This is a genomic window from Paenarthrobacter aromaticivorans, assembly GCF_019038615.1.
Lineage (GTDB): Bacteria > Actinomycetota > Actinomycetes > Actinomycetales > Micrococcaceae > Arthrobacter > Arthrobacter aromaticivorans.
The window spans coordinates 67,277-81,501 of record NZ_JAHOPC010000011.1 but is presented as its reverse complement, the minus strand read 5'-3'; the positions used below and the strand labels follow the sequence as shown (position 1 = coordinate 81,501).

Here is a 14,225-nt window from a genome sequence, read left to right as displayed (position 1 = left end):
CACCTTTTGGCCGATCCTCTCTCACCTCCCATGCACGGTAGGTCCCGACGTCGGCACCCAAGTCAGGTGCCGACGTCGTGGCTTTCCTGAAACAAGGGATAGAGGAACGCCAGCAATCCCCATGGATGTGAGAGAAGATCAGGAAAAAAGCCGCAGGATGTGAGAGAAGATCAGGGGGCGACGCGGACGGGAACGCCGGTTTCGAGGGATTCCTGGGCGGCGTCGGCCACCTTGGAAGCAGCGACGGCGTCCTCGGGGGTGCACGGATTCTTGCGTTCCCCGAGGACCAGTTCCACAAACGCAGCCATCTCGGAGCGGTACGCCTGGTCGAAGCGTTCGGCAAAGGTCTGATGGGAGATGCCGGACGGGAAGGCAACCCCTTGCTCAGCCGAACGGACAGCCATCTGTTCATCCATGCCCACCATCACCGAGCCATCAGAGCCCTGGAGTTCCAGCCGGACATCATGCCCGGCCCCGTTGTATCGGCTGGCGGAGACCGTACCTACCGTGCCGTCGTCGAACGTAACTACCGCCAAGGCTGTATCGACGTCGCCCACCTCACCGATTGCGGGGTCGCCATTGTTGGAGCCCTTGGCATAGACCTCCACGATTTCCTTGCCCGTGAGCCAGCGAAGGATGTCGAAATCGTGCACGGAGCAATCCCGGAACAGGCCGCCGGAGGTTGCCAGGAACTGGACCGGCGGCGGGGTCATGTCGCATGTGAGGGCACGGACGGAGTGGATCCAGCCCAATTCCCCGGCCTCGTAGGCGCGCTTGGCTTCCAGGTAGCCAGCATCGAATCGGCGTTGGTGGCCAATCTGCACGGTTCCGCCCTTCTCCCGGATGTGCTCCAGGACAGGCAGGGACTGGGCAACATTCACAGCCACCGGCTTCTCGCAGAACACCGGAATTCCGGCATCTACGCCGGTGCGGATGAGGTCCGGGTGTGTCGCCGTGCCGGTGGCGATCACCAGTCCGTCCACACCCGAGGAGATCAGCTCAGCCACCGAACCCACGAATTCCGCCTCAAATTCGGCGGCCACGGATCGGGCGTGTTCCTTCGCCACATCGGTCAGCTTGAGTTGGATCTGGACACCCTCCGGATTCAAGGCTTGGTTGAGGGCGCTGATGTTCTTGGCGTGCATTACGCCAATCCGGCCGACACCCACAAGGCCGAGGGTCACTTGCTTCATCATTATCTGTCTCCGTCAGTGCAGCAGAAGTTGAGTCTTAAAGAGGGATTCTTGAGGCGACACTAAACCTTGTCAGTTTGTCCTGTCAATTAGCACTAGCGGTATAAGCCTTCAGTGCCGCGTCGGCATCCTTAAGGACCTTTGCCGCAACTTCAAGTCCTTCGATGCGGCCCAGGGAAACGTCCTCGTGTTCGATGTTCACCAGCATGTCGGGATCAACCTCATGGAGGGCCCGGAGGAACTCTGTCCAAAAGGCCGTATCGTGTCCACGGCCCAAGGCCACAAAGTCCCAGGCCGAGTTCCTGGGCCATTCGTTCGCCCACTCGTCGCCGCCCAGGTTGGTGCGGTTTTCCTCGGCTGAGAGTCGTCGGAAGCTGTTGTCCAATACTCCGTACAGGGCAGCGTTGTCCTTGTTCACGCGGACGTCCTTCGCCGCCGCCTGGAACACCAAAGGGCCAAGTTCGCGAACCACGGCTACGGGGTCCATCTGCTGCCAGAACAGGTGCGAAGCGTCCAACTCGACCCCAACATGCGTGGCTCCGGTGAGCTCGATGAGCTTGTACACATCAGCGGTGTTGAAGACGAGGTTCTGAGGGTGCAGTTCAAGCGCCACCTTGACGCCATGGTCAGCGGCGAGGCGGTCCATTTCCTTCCAGAACTTTGCCGCCACGCCCCACTGGTAATCCAGCACGTCCAAGGCGGCGGAGTTCCAGGCATTGACTACCCAGTTGACGGTGCTCGCCCCAGGCTCGCCCCCAGGAAGGCCGGACATGGTTACCACCCGGTCCTGTCCGAGGCGGTGGGCGAGGCGAATGGAACGGCGGATGTCTTCGGCGTGCTTCTCACCGATTTCCCGCTTCGGATGCAGTGGATTGCCGTTGCAGTTCAGGCCAGCGATGGAAACGCCGGTGCCCTCGAAGATCTCCAGGTAGTCGTCGCGCGCTGCGTCGCTTTCCAGAATCTCGTCAAAGGTGGGGACGTGAACGGCGGGCAGGAACCCGCCGGTGTTGATCTCGATGCCCGTGAGGCCCAGATCGGCAATGACCTTCAGTGCTTCCGGGAGCGGACGGTCGTGGAGGATCGCGTTGTAGACGCCGAGTTTCATAGCGTGATCTTCTTTCCGTTGTTCAGGGCGGATTCAGTGACGGCACTGAGGAGTTCCATGTTGCGGACACCTTCATCGAAGGTGGCACAGCGGGGCAGGGATGCCTCTTCGCCAAGGCCTGCGACCTCTTCGAGGAATGCCCGGGCCTGGTAGCCGAAGGCATCGTTCTGGCCGAAGCCAACTTCCGGCGCGTCCATTGCCAGGCCACCGGCGATGTAAGGGTGTCCCGGCCCAAGGGAGACTTGGCGGTAACCGTTCTCATTGCCGGATCCATCATTAAGGAACAGCTGGATCTCGGAGGGGCGGCGCTGATCGAACTTGGCGGCGCCGTTCTCGCAGAAGACCTCGAACTGGAGGCCGTTGGCATGGCCGGCTGCAACCCGGGAGACTTCGAAGCTTCCGGCGCCGTTGGTGAACTCCGCATTGAAGGCTGCATAGTCGTCGTTCTCCACTGCCTCGAAGGTGTCGCTCACGGCAACATGGTCGTGGCCCATGACCGCACTGAGCGGCAGCGGACGCTTGTCGATGGCAGTGGTCAGGCGGCCGCCGCTGATGGACTTGATATCGCCGCACAGGAATTCGGAGACATACGTCAGGTGACTTCCGACGTCGGCCAGCGCACCGGAGCCGGGCCCGCCCTTGTATCGCCAGCTCATCGGAGCCGAAGGGCTGAAGCCATAGTCGGTCCAGTACCGGCCGCTGAAGTGCAGGACGTTCCCGAGAACGCCGTTCTGGATGAGATCGCGGATGTAGGCAATGCCCGGGGTGCGGCGGAAGGTGAAGCCGATACGCGCCAGGGTTCCCCCGGCCTCAGCAGCGCGGGCGGCATCTGCCATCGCGCGGGCATCGGCCAAGGTGTCGCTGAGCGGCTTCTCGCACAGCACGTGCTTGCCGGCGGCGAGCAGGCCTTCCACGACTTCGCGGTGGAGGGAGTTGGCGATGACCACGCTCACCACGTCAATGTCGTCCGCCTCGGCGATTGCCTGCCAGGACGTATCGTTGCGCTCGTATCCAAAGCGCCGGGCAGCCAGGGAACCAAATTCGGCATTCACGTCGCCAATGGAGACGAGGCGGAGCTGTGGCAGTACCGGGCTGTAGAGGGCAGATGCCGTGCGGTACGCGGCAGCATGGGCCTTACCGGCCATGCCTGCACCGATGACGGCGACGCCGAGGCTTTCAGCCATTGATTTCTCCTTTGAAATTTCGCCATGCCATGAGGCACTGAACGACATTTTGTAGCGCTACAATTTTTGCACTGGGTTTGAGCGTAACTATGTCTATATGTCCTGTCAATCCTTAAGCGACTATCCTCGAGGACAGACACGAAAGGCACACCGATTCCGTTGAACAGCGCACAGACCCGCCGCCCCACCCTCTACGACGTCGCCACCCAGGCCGGAGTCTCGCCGTCGCTGGTTTCACTGTTCCTCAAGGATCCGGGGAGGATCAGTGAGAAGCGTCGGGAGGCCGTCCAAAAGGCCATCACCCAACTGGGTTACAGGCCCAGCCGCGCTGCTACCACGCTGGCTAGCAGCCGCACCAAAAGCATCGGGCTGGTCATTGACGACTACCGGAACCCTTGGTTTGTAGACCTCCTCCGTGGGATGGAATCCGTCCTTTCAGACCTCGGCTACCAAGTCACGCTCGCGGACTCCAGGCCCGGGGCGAACCGCATCAAGGAAGCCACGGATGGCCTGCTGGCGATGCACGTGGAAGCCTTGGTCCTGGCCGCCGAGCCCAGCGAACCAATGCTCGCTGGAACATGGGTCCCCACCGTTGTTGCGGGATGGCGGAACGGCGTCCCGGCAGGTGCGGACCTGATAACCAACGACGACGACCGCGGGGGCATGATGGCAGCGGACCACCTGCTGGCGTTAGGCCACAGCCACATCGGCCACCTTTCCGGGTCCGACGGCGCGTCCTTCCACCGGCGGGCCGGTTACCAAAGCACGTTGGAGGCTGCCGGCGTCGAAGTCGTGATCGGTGAGAGTGAAGGAACGTCAGAAGAAGACGGGTACGGATCCGCTTGCTGGCTCCTGGATCACCACCCCGGCACCACAGCCATCTTCGCAGCCAACGACACCATGGCGCTAGGCGCGTTCGCCGCCATCAAAGCCCGTGGACTTTCCGTGCCCAACGAAGTTTCGGTGATCGGGTACGACAACTCCCCGTTGGCCAAGTCGCGCTTCCTGGACCTCACATCCATCGATAACCGAAGCGACGTTGTGGGCGTGGACGCAGCGCGAAGGCTCCTTGCCCGTATCGACGATCCGACATTGGAGCCGGAGCGCAAGCTCATCGAACCGACGCTGGTACTCCGCGGCACGACGTCGGCCGTTCGCTAGAGGGAGCCGTTCGCTGGAGCGAGCCGTTCGCTAGAGGGCGCTAGAGGCGCCGGACACGACTCCGCCCGGAGCCACGAGGCGCTCCGGGCAGAAGTCCGCCGAACAAACCTAGTGCCGCTTCGTGGCACTTTCCGGCGCAGCATCAGCCACACCCGCTACTTCGGCCTTGACCTCCTCAAGCGCATCGGAATGCCCACCGAGCTGCTCCAGCTCATGGGCCAACTCCGCGAGTTCTGCACCGCCGGCCATTTGGGCCGTCAGCTCATCCAAGGTGATGTCCTTCTTGTCGTAGTAGCCGATCGACTTGCCGCGCTTGAGCAGCAGGAAGCGGTCACCCACAGGGAAGGCGTGGTGCGGGTTGTGGGTAATGAAGATAACGCCGAGGCCGCGGTCGCGGGCCTGCAGGATGTACCGGAGCACCACGCCGGACTGCTTCACGCCAAGTGCTGCTGTGGGCTCATCCAGGATCAGCACCTTCGCGCCGAAGTACACGGCCCGGGCGATGGCGACACACTGGCGCTCGCCGCCCGAGAGCTGACCGATGGGCTGGTCAACATCACGGAGGTCGATGCCCATCTCGGCCAGTTCCTTCAGCGTGATGTCCTTCATTTTCTGGACATCCATGCTCTTGAACGGACCGAATCCGCTGGTCAGTTCCGAGCCAAGGAAGAAGTTACGCCAGATGGGCATCAGTGGAACCACAGCCAGGTCTTGATACACGGTGGCGATACCGGCGTCGAGGGCGTCCCTTGGCGAATTGAACTTCCGGGCATCACCCATCACCTGAAGGGTGCCTTCGTCGTGCTGGTGCAGGCCCGCGATGATCTTGATCAGCGTTGATTTGCCGGCGCCATTATCGCCCAGGACGCAGGTGACCCGGCCGTTGTCCACCGCCATGGTTACATCGCGCAGGGCGATGATGTTGCCGTAGTGCTTGCCTACTCCCTCGAGCGAAAGCAGGTGCACGGGTGTGTGCGTCAACGGGTCCTTCTCGTTTTTCAGCAATGTCTGCTGGTCGATCTGTTGTGCGTTCATTGTTCCGGCCCCTTACTTGAGCTCTGCCCGGCGCTTGACGATCAGGTTCACGATGGTGGCCAGCAGGAGCATCAAGCCCAGGAAGAACTTGAACCAGTCTGGATTCCATTGTGCGTACACGATGCCCTTGTTGGCCATGCCAAAGATGAAGGCGCCGATAGCGCCACCCACGGCCGAGCCGTAGCCGCCTGTCAGGAGGCAACCACCGATGACGGCAGCAATGATGTAGAGGAACTCGTTGCCAACACCTTCACCGGACTGCACAGCGTCGAAGGCAAAGAGGTTGTGCATGCCCAGGATCCAGCCGCAGAAACCGACTGCCATGAACAGGCCGATCTTTGTCTTGGTCACTGGCACGCCGACAGCACGGGCAGCATTGGCATCACCGCCAACTGCGAAGATCCAGTTGCCAACGCGCGTGCGCAGCAGGATCCACGATGCCACTGCCACAAGGATGATCCAGAAGAATACGGTGATCTTGACTTCAACGCCGCCGATGCTGACGGAGGAGGCGAATACCGCTCGTGCCGATTCGAACCCATCCAGCTTGGAGATCGACGGCGAGGAGACGCTGCCGCCGATAAGGCGGGTCAGTGCCAGATTGAGGCCCGTCAGCATGAGGAAGGTCGCCAGGGTGACGATGAAGCTCGGAAGTTTGGTCTTGACGAGAATCCAGCCGTTGATGAATCCAATGCCCAGCGAGACAACCAGTGCCAAAGTGACACCAACCCATGCATTCAGTGAGAAGTTCCAGCTAAAGAGCGAGGCGGTGAGGGCGGAGGAAATCACGGCCACACCCGTGGAGAGGTCGAACTCACCGCCGATCATCAGCAGGGAAACCCCTACCGCCATGATGCCAATGGTCGAGGAACCGTAGAGCACGGTGGCGAGCGCGTTCGGCTGCGTAAACGTCTGGGAAACAGACGCGAAGAAGATGAAAAGGACAACCGCTCCGACCAGTGCACCGACTTCGGGCCTCGCCAGGAACTTTTGGACCGGACTACGGCGTCCGACCCGTTCGTCGCCAGGGGCCGAAGCCCCCGCCGGCGGCAGAGTTGTTGTATTTGCCATAGGAATGACTCCTTGTTGGTCAGGCTGCGCGGCGGTTCCCCGCCGCGCAGCCGGATGCCTGGATCTAGCGGACGCCTTGCTGGGCGAATTTGAGGACATCGGCGGCGTTGGCCTTGTCCACGATGGTCGGGCCGGTCAGGACGGGCTGGCCGCCGCCGATCTTAAAGCCGCCGCGCTTTGCCTGCCACAGGGCATCAACGGACATGTAGCCCTGAAGCCATGGCTGCTGGTCAACCGTGAAGATCACTTGGCCGTCTACGATCTTTTGGGCGAGATCGGCATTGAGGTCGAAGCTGGCCACCTTGGCCGAACTGCTGGCGTCGGTGACGGACTTGAGCAGGGTGAGGGTGATGGGGGCGCCGAGACCGATGATCACATCGGCATCTTTGGACGCCTGGAGTTTCGCTGTGGCCGTTGACTGGACCGCGGTCATGTCCTTGCCATCGACGTAGAGGATCTCCGTTGCCGGCACCTTGGCCTTCACACCGGCGCAGCGTGCTTCCAGGCCCACATGGCCCTGCTGCTGGATGACGCAAACGGGGTGCTTGTAGCCTTCTGCAGCGAGCCGGGTGCCCACCGCCTCGCCTGCAAGCTGCTCATTCGATCCGAAGTGCGTGAAAGCGCCCAGCTGGCTGGATACGGATTCACCCGCGTTGAGGCTCACAACGGGGATACCCGCAGCGGTGGCCTTTTTCAGGACATCCTTCAAGGCGTCCGGGGTTGCCAGTGTGACAGCAATGCCGTCCACCTTCTGATCAATGGCCTGCTGAACAAGCTGGGCCTGGCGTCCGGCTTCGGGATCGCTGGTGTACAGGAGTTCTACGTTGTCCTTGCTCGATGCTTCCTCTGCGCCCTTGCGGACGATATCCCAGAAGGTGTCCCCAGCTGCTGCGTGCGTAATGAGGGCCACCTTGATGCGTGCAGTGCTGGCTGCCTGCCCGGCGCCTGCACCTCCCCCGGAATCTGCCGGTTTGCCGCCCTGGCTCGAACAGGCGCTCAGGGCCACCAATGGAACCACTGCTGCGACGACCGCCGCTTTGCGCCACGAGAATTTTGCCACCGTTATCTCCTTTGATGTCAGCTTCGGGCGTCCGGGGACTCGTGCCCGGATCGCCTGCTACCTCGATCATGGTGACTCGCCTCACACTTTGTCAATACTTTGTCCTGACATTAGAATGTTTTGACGTAAGTTCCTCGAGTAGATGCCGCCACCACATGCCTGGAAGTCACTTCCTTGACCAGCCCAGCACGGCTGCTATTATCAGAAAAAGGCAGTATGTCCTATCAAGAGAACATGAGCGGACATACTCATCCATCCGACCGGGCTACTGATTCCCTGGCCGGGCTTCCGCAGGCTAGGAGAAACCAGTGGCGAACCAACTCAGCCTCAGCATCGACCGTTCGTCCCCGGTGCCGCTCTATCACCAAGTGGTCCAGGGAATCGAAGCCGCCATCCACAGCGGCGTCCTGGAACCGGGCAGCCGGTTGGACAACGAAATCGACCTTGCTGCACAGCTCAACCTGTCCCGCCCCACCATGCGAAAGGCCATGGACGAACTGGTCCGCTCGGGCCTCCTGGTCCGTAAGCGCGGCGTTGGCACGCAGGTGGTTTCAAGCCAGGTCCGGCGGCCGCTGGAGCTCTCAAGCCTTTTCGATGACCTCAGTAATAACGGCAAGAAGCCCACCACGGATGTGCTTAGCTTCTCCCACGTGGAGGCCGATGCCGCCACACTCACCGCGCTTCAGCTGCCGGCCGGGTCCAAGGTCTACCACTTCACCCGCCTCCGCAAAGTTGGCGGCAAGCCCCTGGCGCTCATGGAGAACTGGGTCCGTGACGACATCACCAGCATGGACGAAGCCCAGCTCTCCAGCGAGGGACTCTATTCCATCCTTCGACGCGGCGGCGTGAATTTCCGATTGGCATCCCAGCGCATCGGCGCCATGATCGCCAATGACTACCAGGCTCCCCTCCTCGAGGCCGAAGTTGGTTCGGCCCTCGTCACCATGGAACGCACTGCGGTGGACGACACCGGACGCATGGTTGAAACGGGCCACCACGTCTACCGCGCCGATTCCTACAGCTTTGAAATGACACTCGTACAGCGCTAACGCAAGGACACAAACTTATGGCCAACTGGGTCTACCCGCTGGGAACAGCCACTGACGGCAAATGGGACATCTCGCTCGGCACTTCCGATTCCACCCTCGCGATCGACGGCTGGGCCCATACGGGACTGAAGGTTGCGACGCTCGGACCTGGTGCCGCCGTCGAGCTTCCTGCCGCTGGGGAGGAACGCATTGTGGTTCCGCTGAGTGGTTCGTTTACCGTAACGGTCGACGACGACGCGTACAGCCTCGCGGGCCGGCATTCGGTTTTCCACGGGCCAAGTGACGTCCTGTACACGGGTATCAACAGGGCCGTCACCATCAGTTCGCACGACGGCGGAAGGGTGGCGGTCGCGACCGCACCGGCGAAGGCCGGCTACCCTACCCGCCTGGTCACGGCAGCCGAGACCCCCGTAGAGCTGCGTGGGGCGGGCAACTGCTCCCGGCAGGTCCACAACTTCGGCACACCGGCGGCGCTGGAAGCTGATCGCTTCATTGTTTGCGAGGTCATCACACCCGCCGGCAATTGGTCCTCCTACCCTCCCCACAAGCACGACGAGGAGAAGGAAGGCGAGACAAGCCTGGAGGAGATCTACTACTTCGAAACCCGCGTCGCCGCGGACTCCCCTGCCCCTGCGGACTCAGACGCAATAGGCTACGCCCGTGTCTACGCCTCCGATGACCGGCCCATCGATGTCTCAGCGGAGGTCCGCACCGGTGACGTGGTCCTGGTCCCCTACGGCTGGCACGGACCGGCGATGGCAGCACCGGGCTATGACCTCTACTACCTGAACGTCATGGCAGGCCCCGGACGCGTACGCGACTGGCTCATCAGCGATGACCCCCACCACGGCTGGATCCGCCAGACCTGGGAGGACCAGGACGTGGACCCGAGGCTTCCGTTTACGGCCTGACGCATAACCAACAGAATGCCCCTGTGACTCTCGGTCACAGGGGCATTCTTGGTGTTGAGCGCTATTTGGCTTGGGCGATGAAATCGTTCATCGTCTTGAGCTGGTACCTGGAAACGTCCTCGGCATTCTCGTCCTCTGCGAACACCGAAGAAACCATGACGGTGTTCTCCTTGTCCAGGAATCCGATCTCCTTCAAGCCGCCGAAGAACTCGTCCCAGTTCACATCCCCGTCACCGATCTTGAGGTGCTGGTGGACGCGGACAGCGTTGCCCGGCGGGTTGGTGATGTACCTGAGGCCGTGTGAGGCGTGGTGGTTCATCGTGTCAGAGACGTGCACCAGGCGGAGCTTGTCGCCGGCCGCACGCATGATCTCCAACGGCTTGTTGCCCATATGGAAGGTGTGGGAGGCAACGTAGACCATGCCGATGTTCGGGGAGTTCACGCCCCGGATCACGCGCAGCGCAGCCAGTCCGTCCTCCACGAAGTCGTCCGGGTGCGGATCGATGAGCACATCCATGTCTTCGCGCTCGATGATCGGTAGCAGTTCCTCCATCGAGCGGTAGAAGGCGCGTTCAGACTCCTCAGCCTTCTCCGGACGGCCGCTGAACTCCGTGTTCATGGTCTGAATGCCGAGGTCTACGGCGATCTGGATGGCCCGCTTCCAGTAGCGGACCGCAGCTTCCCGGGCGTCCTCATCGGGTCCGGACCACCGCAGGACCGGCAGGACGGAGGCGATTTCGACGCCGGCGTCCTTGCACGCTGCCTTCAGCTTGCCCACAAGCTCGTCATCAGCCTTCGGGTGGTTGAAGAACGGGATGAGGTCCGCGTGAGGCGTCATCTGCAGGTACTTGTAGCCGAGATCTGCTGCCACGCGCGGGAACTCGAGCAGCGTGTGGCTGTGGTGGAACGGAGTGGGGTCAAGGGCAATCTTCATGTCAGTGCCCCTACTTGTAGAGATCAGGCTTGGTGTTCAACTGCACCTTGACCTTCTCGCCCGATTTCTGTGCCTCGACTCCGGCCTCGCAGCAAGCAGCGGTGGCATAACCGTCCCAGGCGGTGGGACCGCCGATTTCGCCGCGAAGGGCGGCATCAACCCACGCCTGGATCTCGACGTCGTACGCTGCTCCGAAGCGCTCCTCAAAGCCCGGAGTGACGCTGCCGCCCCACTTACCAGCGGACTGGATGTACGGGCCGCTGTCACCGCCGATGCTCACGATGCCATCCTCGAAGGACGCCTGAGTGGCAACCTGGTAGCCGAACTTGGCGTTGACGTAAATCTCGACGTCGGCCAACACGCCCGATTCAGTTTCAAGCAGCACATGCTGGGGGTCGTGCTGGCCATTGGGGGCGTTGCGCGTGGGCTTACCCAAGCGGACCTGCACTGAGGTAATTTCCTCGCCGGTGAAGTAACGGATGGCGTCGAACTCATGGACCACGGAGTCGTTGATTAGCATCTCGTTGGTGAAGCCTTCAGGCGTGCTTGGGTTGCGGTGCTGGTGGTGCAGCATCAACAGTTCCCCCAATTCACTGTTGCGGATGATCGAACCCAGTGCCGAGTACTCGGCATCAAAGCGGCGCATGAAACCCACCTGAATGCGCTTGTGGCCCAATGCCAGTTCAGCCTGGACAACCTTCCACGCGCTTTCCGCATCCGGTGTCAGCGGCTTCTCACAGAGGATCGGGAAGTCCTTCTCCAACGCCTTGTACAGGATTTCCTCGTGCAGGAAGCCCGGCGTGGCGATCAGGACGGCGTTAACGTCTCCATTGTTCAGCGCCTCATCGGCACTGGACAGCGCCGCAGCGCCGTCGATTCCTTCAATGGCAGCCTGCGCGCGGGCAAGATCAACATCGACGACGGCGGCTACTTCAGCGCCGTGGATGCGGGTGCTCAGGCGCTTGATGTGGTCGGCACCCATGCGGCCTGCGCCGATGACGGCAACGCGGAGAATCTTTGTCACTTTTCTATCCTTCGTGAGGTTGGTTCTAGTTACTGGACCAGCGTGCGGGAGCTACTGGACCCGCGTGCGGGAGCCGCAGGAAAGCAGGTAGTTGCGTGTTCGCTTGGCGATGGGCATCGGTACATCGAACGCTACCGGGTACATGTCCTGCTCAACGATGCCGAAGATCGGCCGGTTGAGGCCTTCCACAGCTTCAATAACAGCGCGCAGGTCCGGGAGGCCGTTCGGCGGCTCGGTCATGACGCCGGCGAGGTTGGCAGCAGCCCAGGTCATGTTCTTCTCGTTGACCTCCGCAAGGATCTCGGGGTTGATCTGCTTGAGGTGCAGGTAGCCGATCCTGTCCGGGTAATTCTTGATGAGCTCCAGGCTTGAAGCGCCACAGTACTCCGCGTGGCCCGTGTCCAGGCATAGGTTCAGGTATTGCGGATCCGTTGCGGCCAAGAGGGTTTCGATGTCCTGTTGCGCGCCAACGTGCGAGTCAGCGTGGGAGTGGAACTGCTGGTGCAGCCCAAAGTCCTCCAACAGGACCTTGCCCATCCGGTTGTGGCCTGCGAAGAGATCAGCCCACTGCTCGTCGGTCAGTTCTCCGTTCTCTACGGCCTCGCCCGTGACGTCGTCCCGCCACATCGCGGGGATAACCACAATGTGTTCACCACCCATGGCCGCAGTCAGTTCGGCCACCTTGCGTGCCGGTTCCCAGGCTTCGTCGTACTGCTTGGCACCACGGTGGAAGGCCGTGAACACCGTTCCGGCAGTGACCTTGAGATCGCGCTGCTTGAGCTCTTCTGCCAGGCGGGTGGGGTCGTTCGGCAGGTAGCCGTAGGGACCCAGCTCAATCCATTTGTAGCCGGATTCAGCCACCTCATCCAGGAACCGTTCCCACGGAGTCTGCTGGGGGTCATCGGCAAACCACACGCCCCAAGAGTCGGGGGCAGTGCCGATAATGAGCTTGTTCTCGACGTCAGTCATGACAGCAGTATCTTTCTCAGTTGGAGGGGAAGTTGTAGGAGGCGCCGGAGGCGTGGGTGGGTTCGGGCCAGCGGGAGGTGATGACTTTGCCGCGGGTGTAGAAGGACACGCCTTCGGGGCCGTAGATGTGTTTGTCGCCGAAGAGGGAGTTCTTCCAGCCGCCGAAGGAGTGGTAAGCCACCGGAACGGGCAGGGGCACGTTGATGCCGACCATGCCCACGGTCACGGAGCGCTGGAACTTCCGGGCCGCGGCGCCGGAGGAGGTGAAGATCGCGGTGCCGTTGCCGTACGGGTTGGCATTGATCAGCGCGATGCCCTCCTCGAGGGTGTCCACGCGGACCACCACCAGCACGGGCCCGAAGATCTCCTCGGTGTACGCGCTCATTTCGGTGCTGACCTGATCGATCACGGTCGGGCCCACCCAGAAGCCCTCCTCATGGCCGGGGATCACGAGGTCGCGGCCGTCCACCACCATCGCAGCACCAGCCTGCTCTGCTTCGGTGACGATCCGTTCGATGCGTTCCTTCGAGGCCGGGGTGATGACCGGACCCATCTCCGCACCGGGCACGGTGCCGTTGTTGACCTTCACAGCCAGGGCACGTTCCTGGACCTTCTTCACCAGCAAATCAGCGGCATCCCCGACAGCGACAGCGACGGAGATCGCCATGCACCGCTCCCCCGCGGAACCAAACGCCGCGGCGGCGAGGTGGTCCGCTGCGTTGTCCAGGTCAGCGTCCGGGAGCACGATCGCGTGGTTCTTCGCCCCGCCCAGGGCCTGGACCCGTTTGCCGTGCTTCGTGGCGGTTTCGTGGACGTACTGCGCAATCGGGGTCGACCCGACGAAGGAGATACCGTCCACGTCCGGGTGCGTCAGCAGCCCGTCAACGGTTTCCTTCCCGCCGTGCAGGACCTGGAACACCCCATCAGGCAGACCGGCGGCCTTCCACAACTTCGCGAGCAACATCGGTGCGGACGGGTCCCGCTCGGAGGGTTTGAGGATGAACGCGTTACCGGTCGCGATCGCCATCGGAGCCATCCACAACGGCACCATCACCGGGAAGTTGAACGGAGTAATACCGGCAACCACGCCCAGGGGTTCACGGAAGGAAAACACATCAATGCCGGTGGAGACCTGGTCCGAGTAGTCACCCTTGAGCAGGGACGGGATGCCGCAGGCGAACTCGATCACTTCCAGACCGCGGCCGATCTCGCCCTTCGCGTCGGAGAGGACCTTGCCGTGCTCGGCCGTGATCAACTCGGCCAGCTCGTCCACGTGCGCGGCGACCAGTTCACGGAACTTGAACAACACGCCCGTGCGCTTGGCCAGAGAAATATCACCCCAGGAATCAGCTGCCTTACGGGCCGCTGCAACAGCAGTGTCCAAGTCGGCCTCGCTCGCCAGGCGCAACTCCGCCGTGACCTGCCCGGTGGCAGGGTTGTACACGGGCTGGGTGCGGTCGCCTTCGCCGGCGGTTTCGGCGCCGTTGATGAAGTGGTTAATGGTGGTCAGTGTGGTCGTCGTCGACATA

13 protein-coding genes are annotated in these 14,225 nt (G+C 62.0%); 3 read left to right on the top strand and 10 right to left on the bottom strand.

Annotated features, from left to right (window positions below):
- Positions 1-170: 170 nt before the first annotated feature.
- From KSW38_RS16875 to KSW38_RS16865, 3 genes are all read right to left on the bottom strand, one after another.
- Positions 171-1,193, bottom strand: coding sequence for a Gfo/Idh/MocA family oxidoreductase (locus KSW38_RS16875; RefSeq protein ID WP_216926174.1), 1,023 nt, complete (start codon positions 1,191-1,193; stop codon positions 171-173).
- An 85-nt stretch (positions 1,194-1,278) separates the two neighbouring features.
- A complete protein-coding gene (locus KSW38_RS16870; protein WP_216926082.1) occupies positions 1,279-2,298 on the bottom strand; it encodes a sugar phosphate isomerase/epimerase family protein in 1,020 nt (339 codons plus the stop codon).
- Positions 2,295-3,482, bottom strand: coding sequence for a Gfo/Idh/MocA family protein (locus KSW38_RS16865; RefSeq protein ID WP_216926081.1), 1,188 nt, complete (start codon positions 3,480-3,482; stop codon positions 2,295-2,297). Before KSW38_RS16865 ends, KSW38_RS16870 begins: the two co-directional genes overlap by 4 nt.
- Before the next feature lie 159 nt (positions 3,483-3,641).
- On the opposite strand from KSW38_RS16865, the gene KSW38_RS16860 reads away from it, so the two are divergent.
- Positions 3,642-4,643 (top strand): LacI family DNA-binding transcriptional regulator, encoded by a 1,002-nt coding sequence (locus KSW38_RS16860; protein ID WP_254186622.1) that lies wholly within the window; start codon positions 3,642-3,644, stop codon positions 4,641-4,643.
- 108 nt (positions 4,644-4,751) lie between these two features.
- Here the strand turns inward: KSW38_RS16860 and KSW38_RS16855 are convergent, their stop codons facing one another.
- The 3 genes from KSW38_RS16855 to KSW38_RS16845 all read right to left on the bottom strand — a co-directional run bounded on the left by KSW38_RS16855 (position 4,752) and on the right by KSW38_RS16845 (position 7,809).
- The gene (locus KSW38_RS16855; protein ID WP_216926080.1) at positions 4,752-5,678 is read right to left on the bottom strand and encodes an ATP-binding cassette domain-containing protein; all 927 of its coding nucleotides are present in this window, start codon (positions 5,676-5,678) and stop codon (positions 4,752-4,754) included.
- 12 nt (positions 5,679-5,690) lie between these two features.
- Positions 5,691-6,749, bottom strand: a complete 1,059-nt coding sequence (locus KSW38_RS16850) for an ABC transporter permease (protein WP_216926079.1) — start codon at positions 6,747-6,749, stop codon at positions 5,691-5,693.
- 64 nt (positions 6,750-6,813) lie between these two features.
- Positions 6,814-7,809: a substrate-binding domain-containing protein gene (locus KSW38_RS16845; RefSeq protein WP_216926078.1), complete on the bottom strand. Its 996-nt coding sequence runs from the start codon at positions 7,807-7,809 to the stop codon at positions 6,814-6,816.
- A gap of 308 nt (positions 7,810-8,117) precedes the next feature.
- Between KSW38_RS16845 and KSW38_RS16840 the strand changes: the two genes are divergently transcribed.
- Both KSW38_RS16840 and iolB read left to right on the top strand, forming a co-directional pair.
- The gene (locus KSW38_RS16840) at positions 8,118-8,858 is read left to right on the top strand and encodes a GntR family transcriptional regulator (RefSeq protein WP_216926077.1); all 741 of its coding nucleotides are present in this window, start codon (positions 8,118-8,120) and stop codon (positions 8,856-8,858) included.
- A 17-nt stretch (positions 8,859-8,875) separates the two neighbouring features.
- Entirely contained in the window at positions 8,876-9,769 is an 894-nt protein-coding gene (gene iolB, locus KSW38_RS16835) for a 5-deoxy-glucuronate isomerase (RefSeq protein WP_216926076.1), read from the top strand.
- A 61-nt stretch (positions 9,770-9,830) separates the two neighbouring features.
- Here the strand turns inward: iolB and KSW38_RS16830 are convergent, their stop codons facing one another.
- From KSW38_RS16830 to KSW38_RS16815, 4 genes are read right to left on the bottom strand one after another with little or no spacing between them, the layout of a single operon-like run.
- Positions 9,831-10,703 carry a sugar phosphate isomerase/epimerase family protein gene (locus KSW38_RS16830; protein ID WP_216926075.1) on the bottom strand — a complete coding sequence of 291 codons (873 nt, stop codon included), beginning with the start codon at positions 10,701-10,703 and terminating at the stop codon, positions 9,831-9,833.
- Positions 10,704-10,713: 10 nt separating this feature from the next.
- Complete coding sequence (locus tag KSW38_RS16825) at positions 10,714-11,727, bottom strand: Gfo/Idh/MocA family protein (protein ID WP_216926074.1); 1,014 nt, start codon at positions 11,725-11,727, stop codon at positions 10,714-10,716.
- 51 nt (positions 11,728-11,778) lie between these two features.
- Positions 11,779-12,696: a sugar phosphate isomerase/epimerase family protein gene (locus KSW38_RS16820; RefSeq protein WP_216926073.1), complete on the bottom strand. Its 918-nt coding sequence runs from the start codon at positions 12,694-12,696 to the stop codon at positions 11,779-11,781.
- A 16-nt stretch (positions 12,697-12,712) separates the two neighbouring features.
- Entirely contained in the window at positions 12,713-14,224 is a 1,512-nt protein-coding gene (locus tag KSW38_RS16815; RefSeq protein WP_216926072.1) for a CoA-acylating methylmalonate-semialdehyde dehydrogenase, read from the bottom strand.
- Position 14,225 lies beyond the last annotated feature (1 nt).

Coding starts and splice junctions, on each gene's coding strand:
- KSW38_RS16875 (WP_216926174.1), bottom strand. CDS start 1,193: ATGAAGCAAGTGACCCTCGGCCTTGTGGGTGTCGGCCGGATTGGCGTA.
- KSW38_RS16870 (WP_216926082.1), bottom strand. CDS start 2,298: ATGAAACTCGGCGTCTACAACGCGATCCTCCACGACCGTCCGCTCCCG.
- KSW38_RS16865 (WP_216926081.1), bottom strand. CDS start 3,482: ATGGCTGAAAGCCTCGGCGTCGCCGTCATCGGTGCAGGCATGGCCGGT.
- KSW38_RS16855 (WP_216926080.1), bottom strand. CDS start 5,678: ATGAACGCACAACAGATCGACCAGCAGACATTGCTGAAAAACGAGAAG.
- KSW38_RS16850 (WP_216926079.1), bottom strand. CDS start 6,749: ATGGCAAATACAACAACTCTGCCGCCGGCGGGGGCTTCGGCCCCTGGC.
- iolB (WP_216926076.1), top strand. CDS start 8,876: ATGGCCAACTGGGTCTACCCGCTGGGAACAGCCACTGACGGCAAATGG.
- KSW38_RS16830 (WP_216926075.1), bottom strand. CDS start 10,703: ATGAAGATTGCCCTTGACCCCACTCCGTTCCACCACAGCCACACGCTG.
- KSW38_RS16820 (WP_216926073.1), bottom strand. CDS start 12,696: ATGACTGACGTCGAGAACAAGCTCATTATCGGCACTGCCCCCGACTCT.
- KSW38_RS16815 (WP_216926072.1), bottom strand. CDS start 14,224: ATGTCGACGACGACCACACTGACCACCATTAACCACTTCATCAACGGC.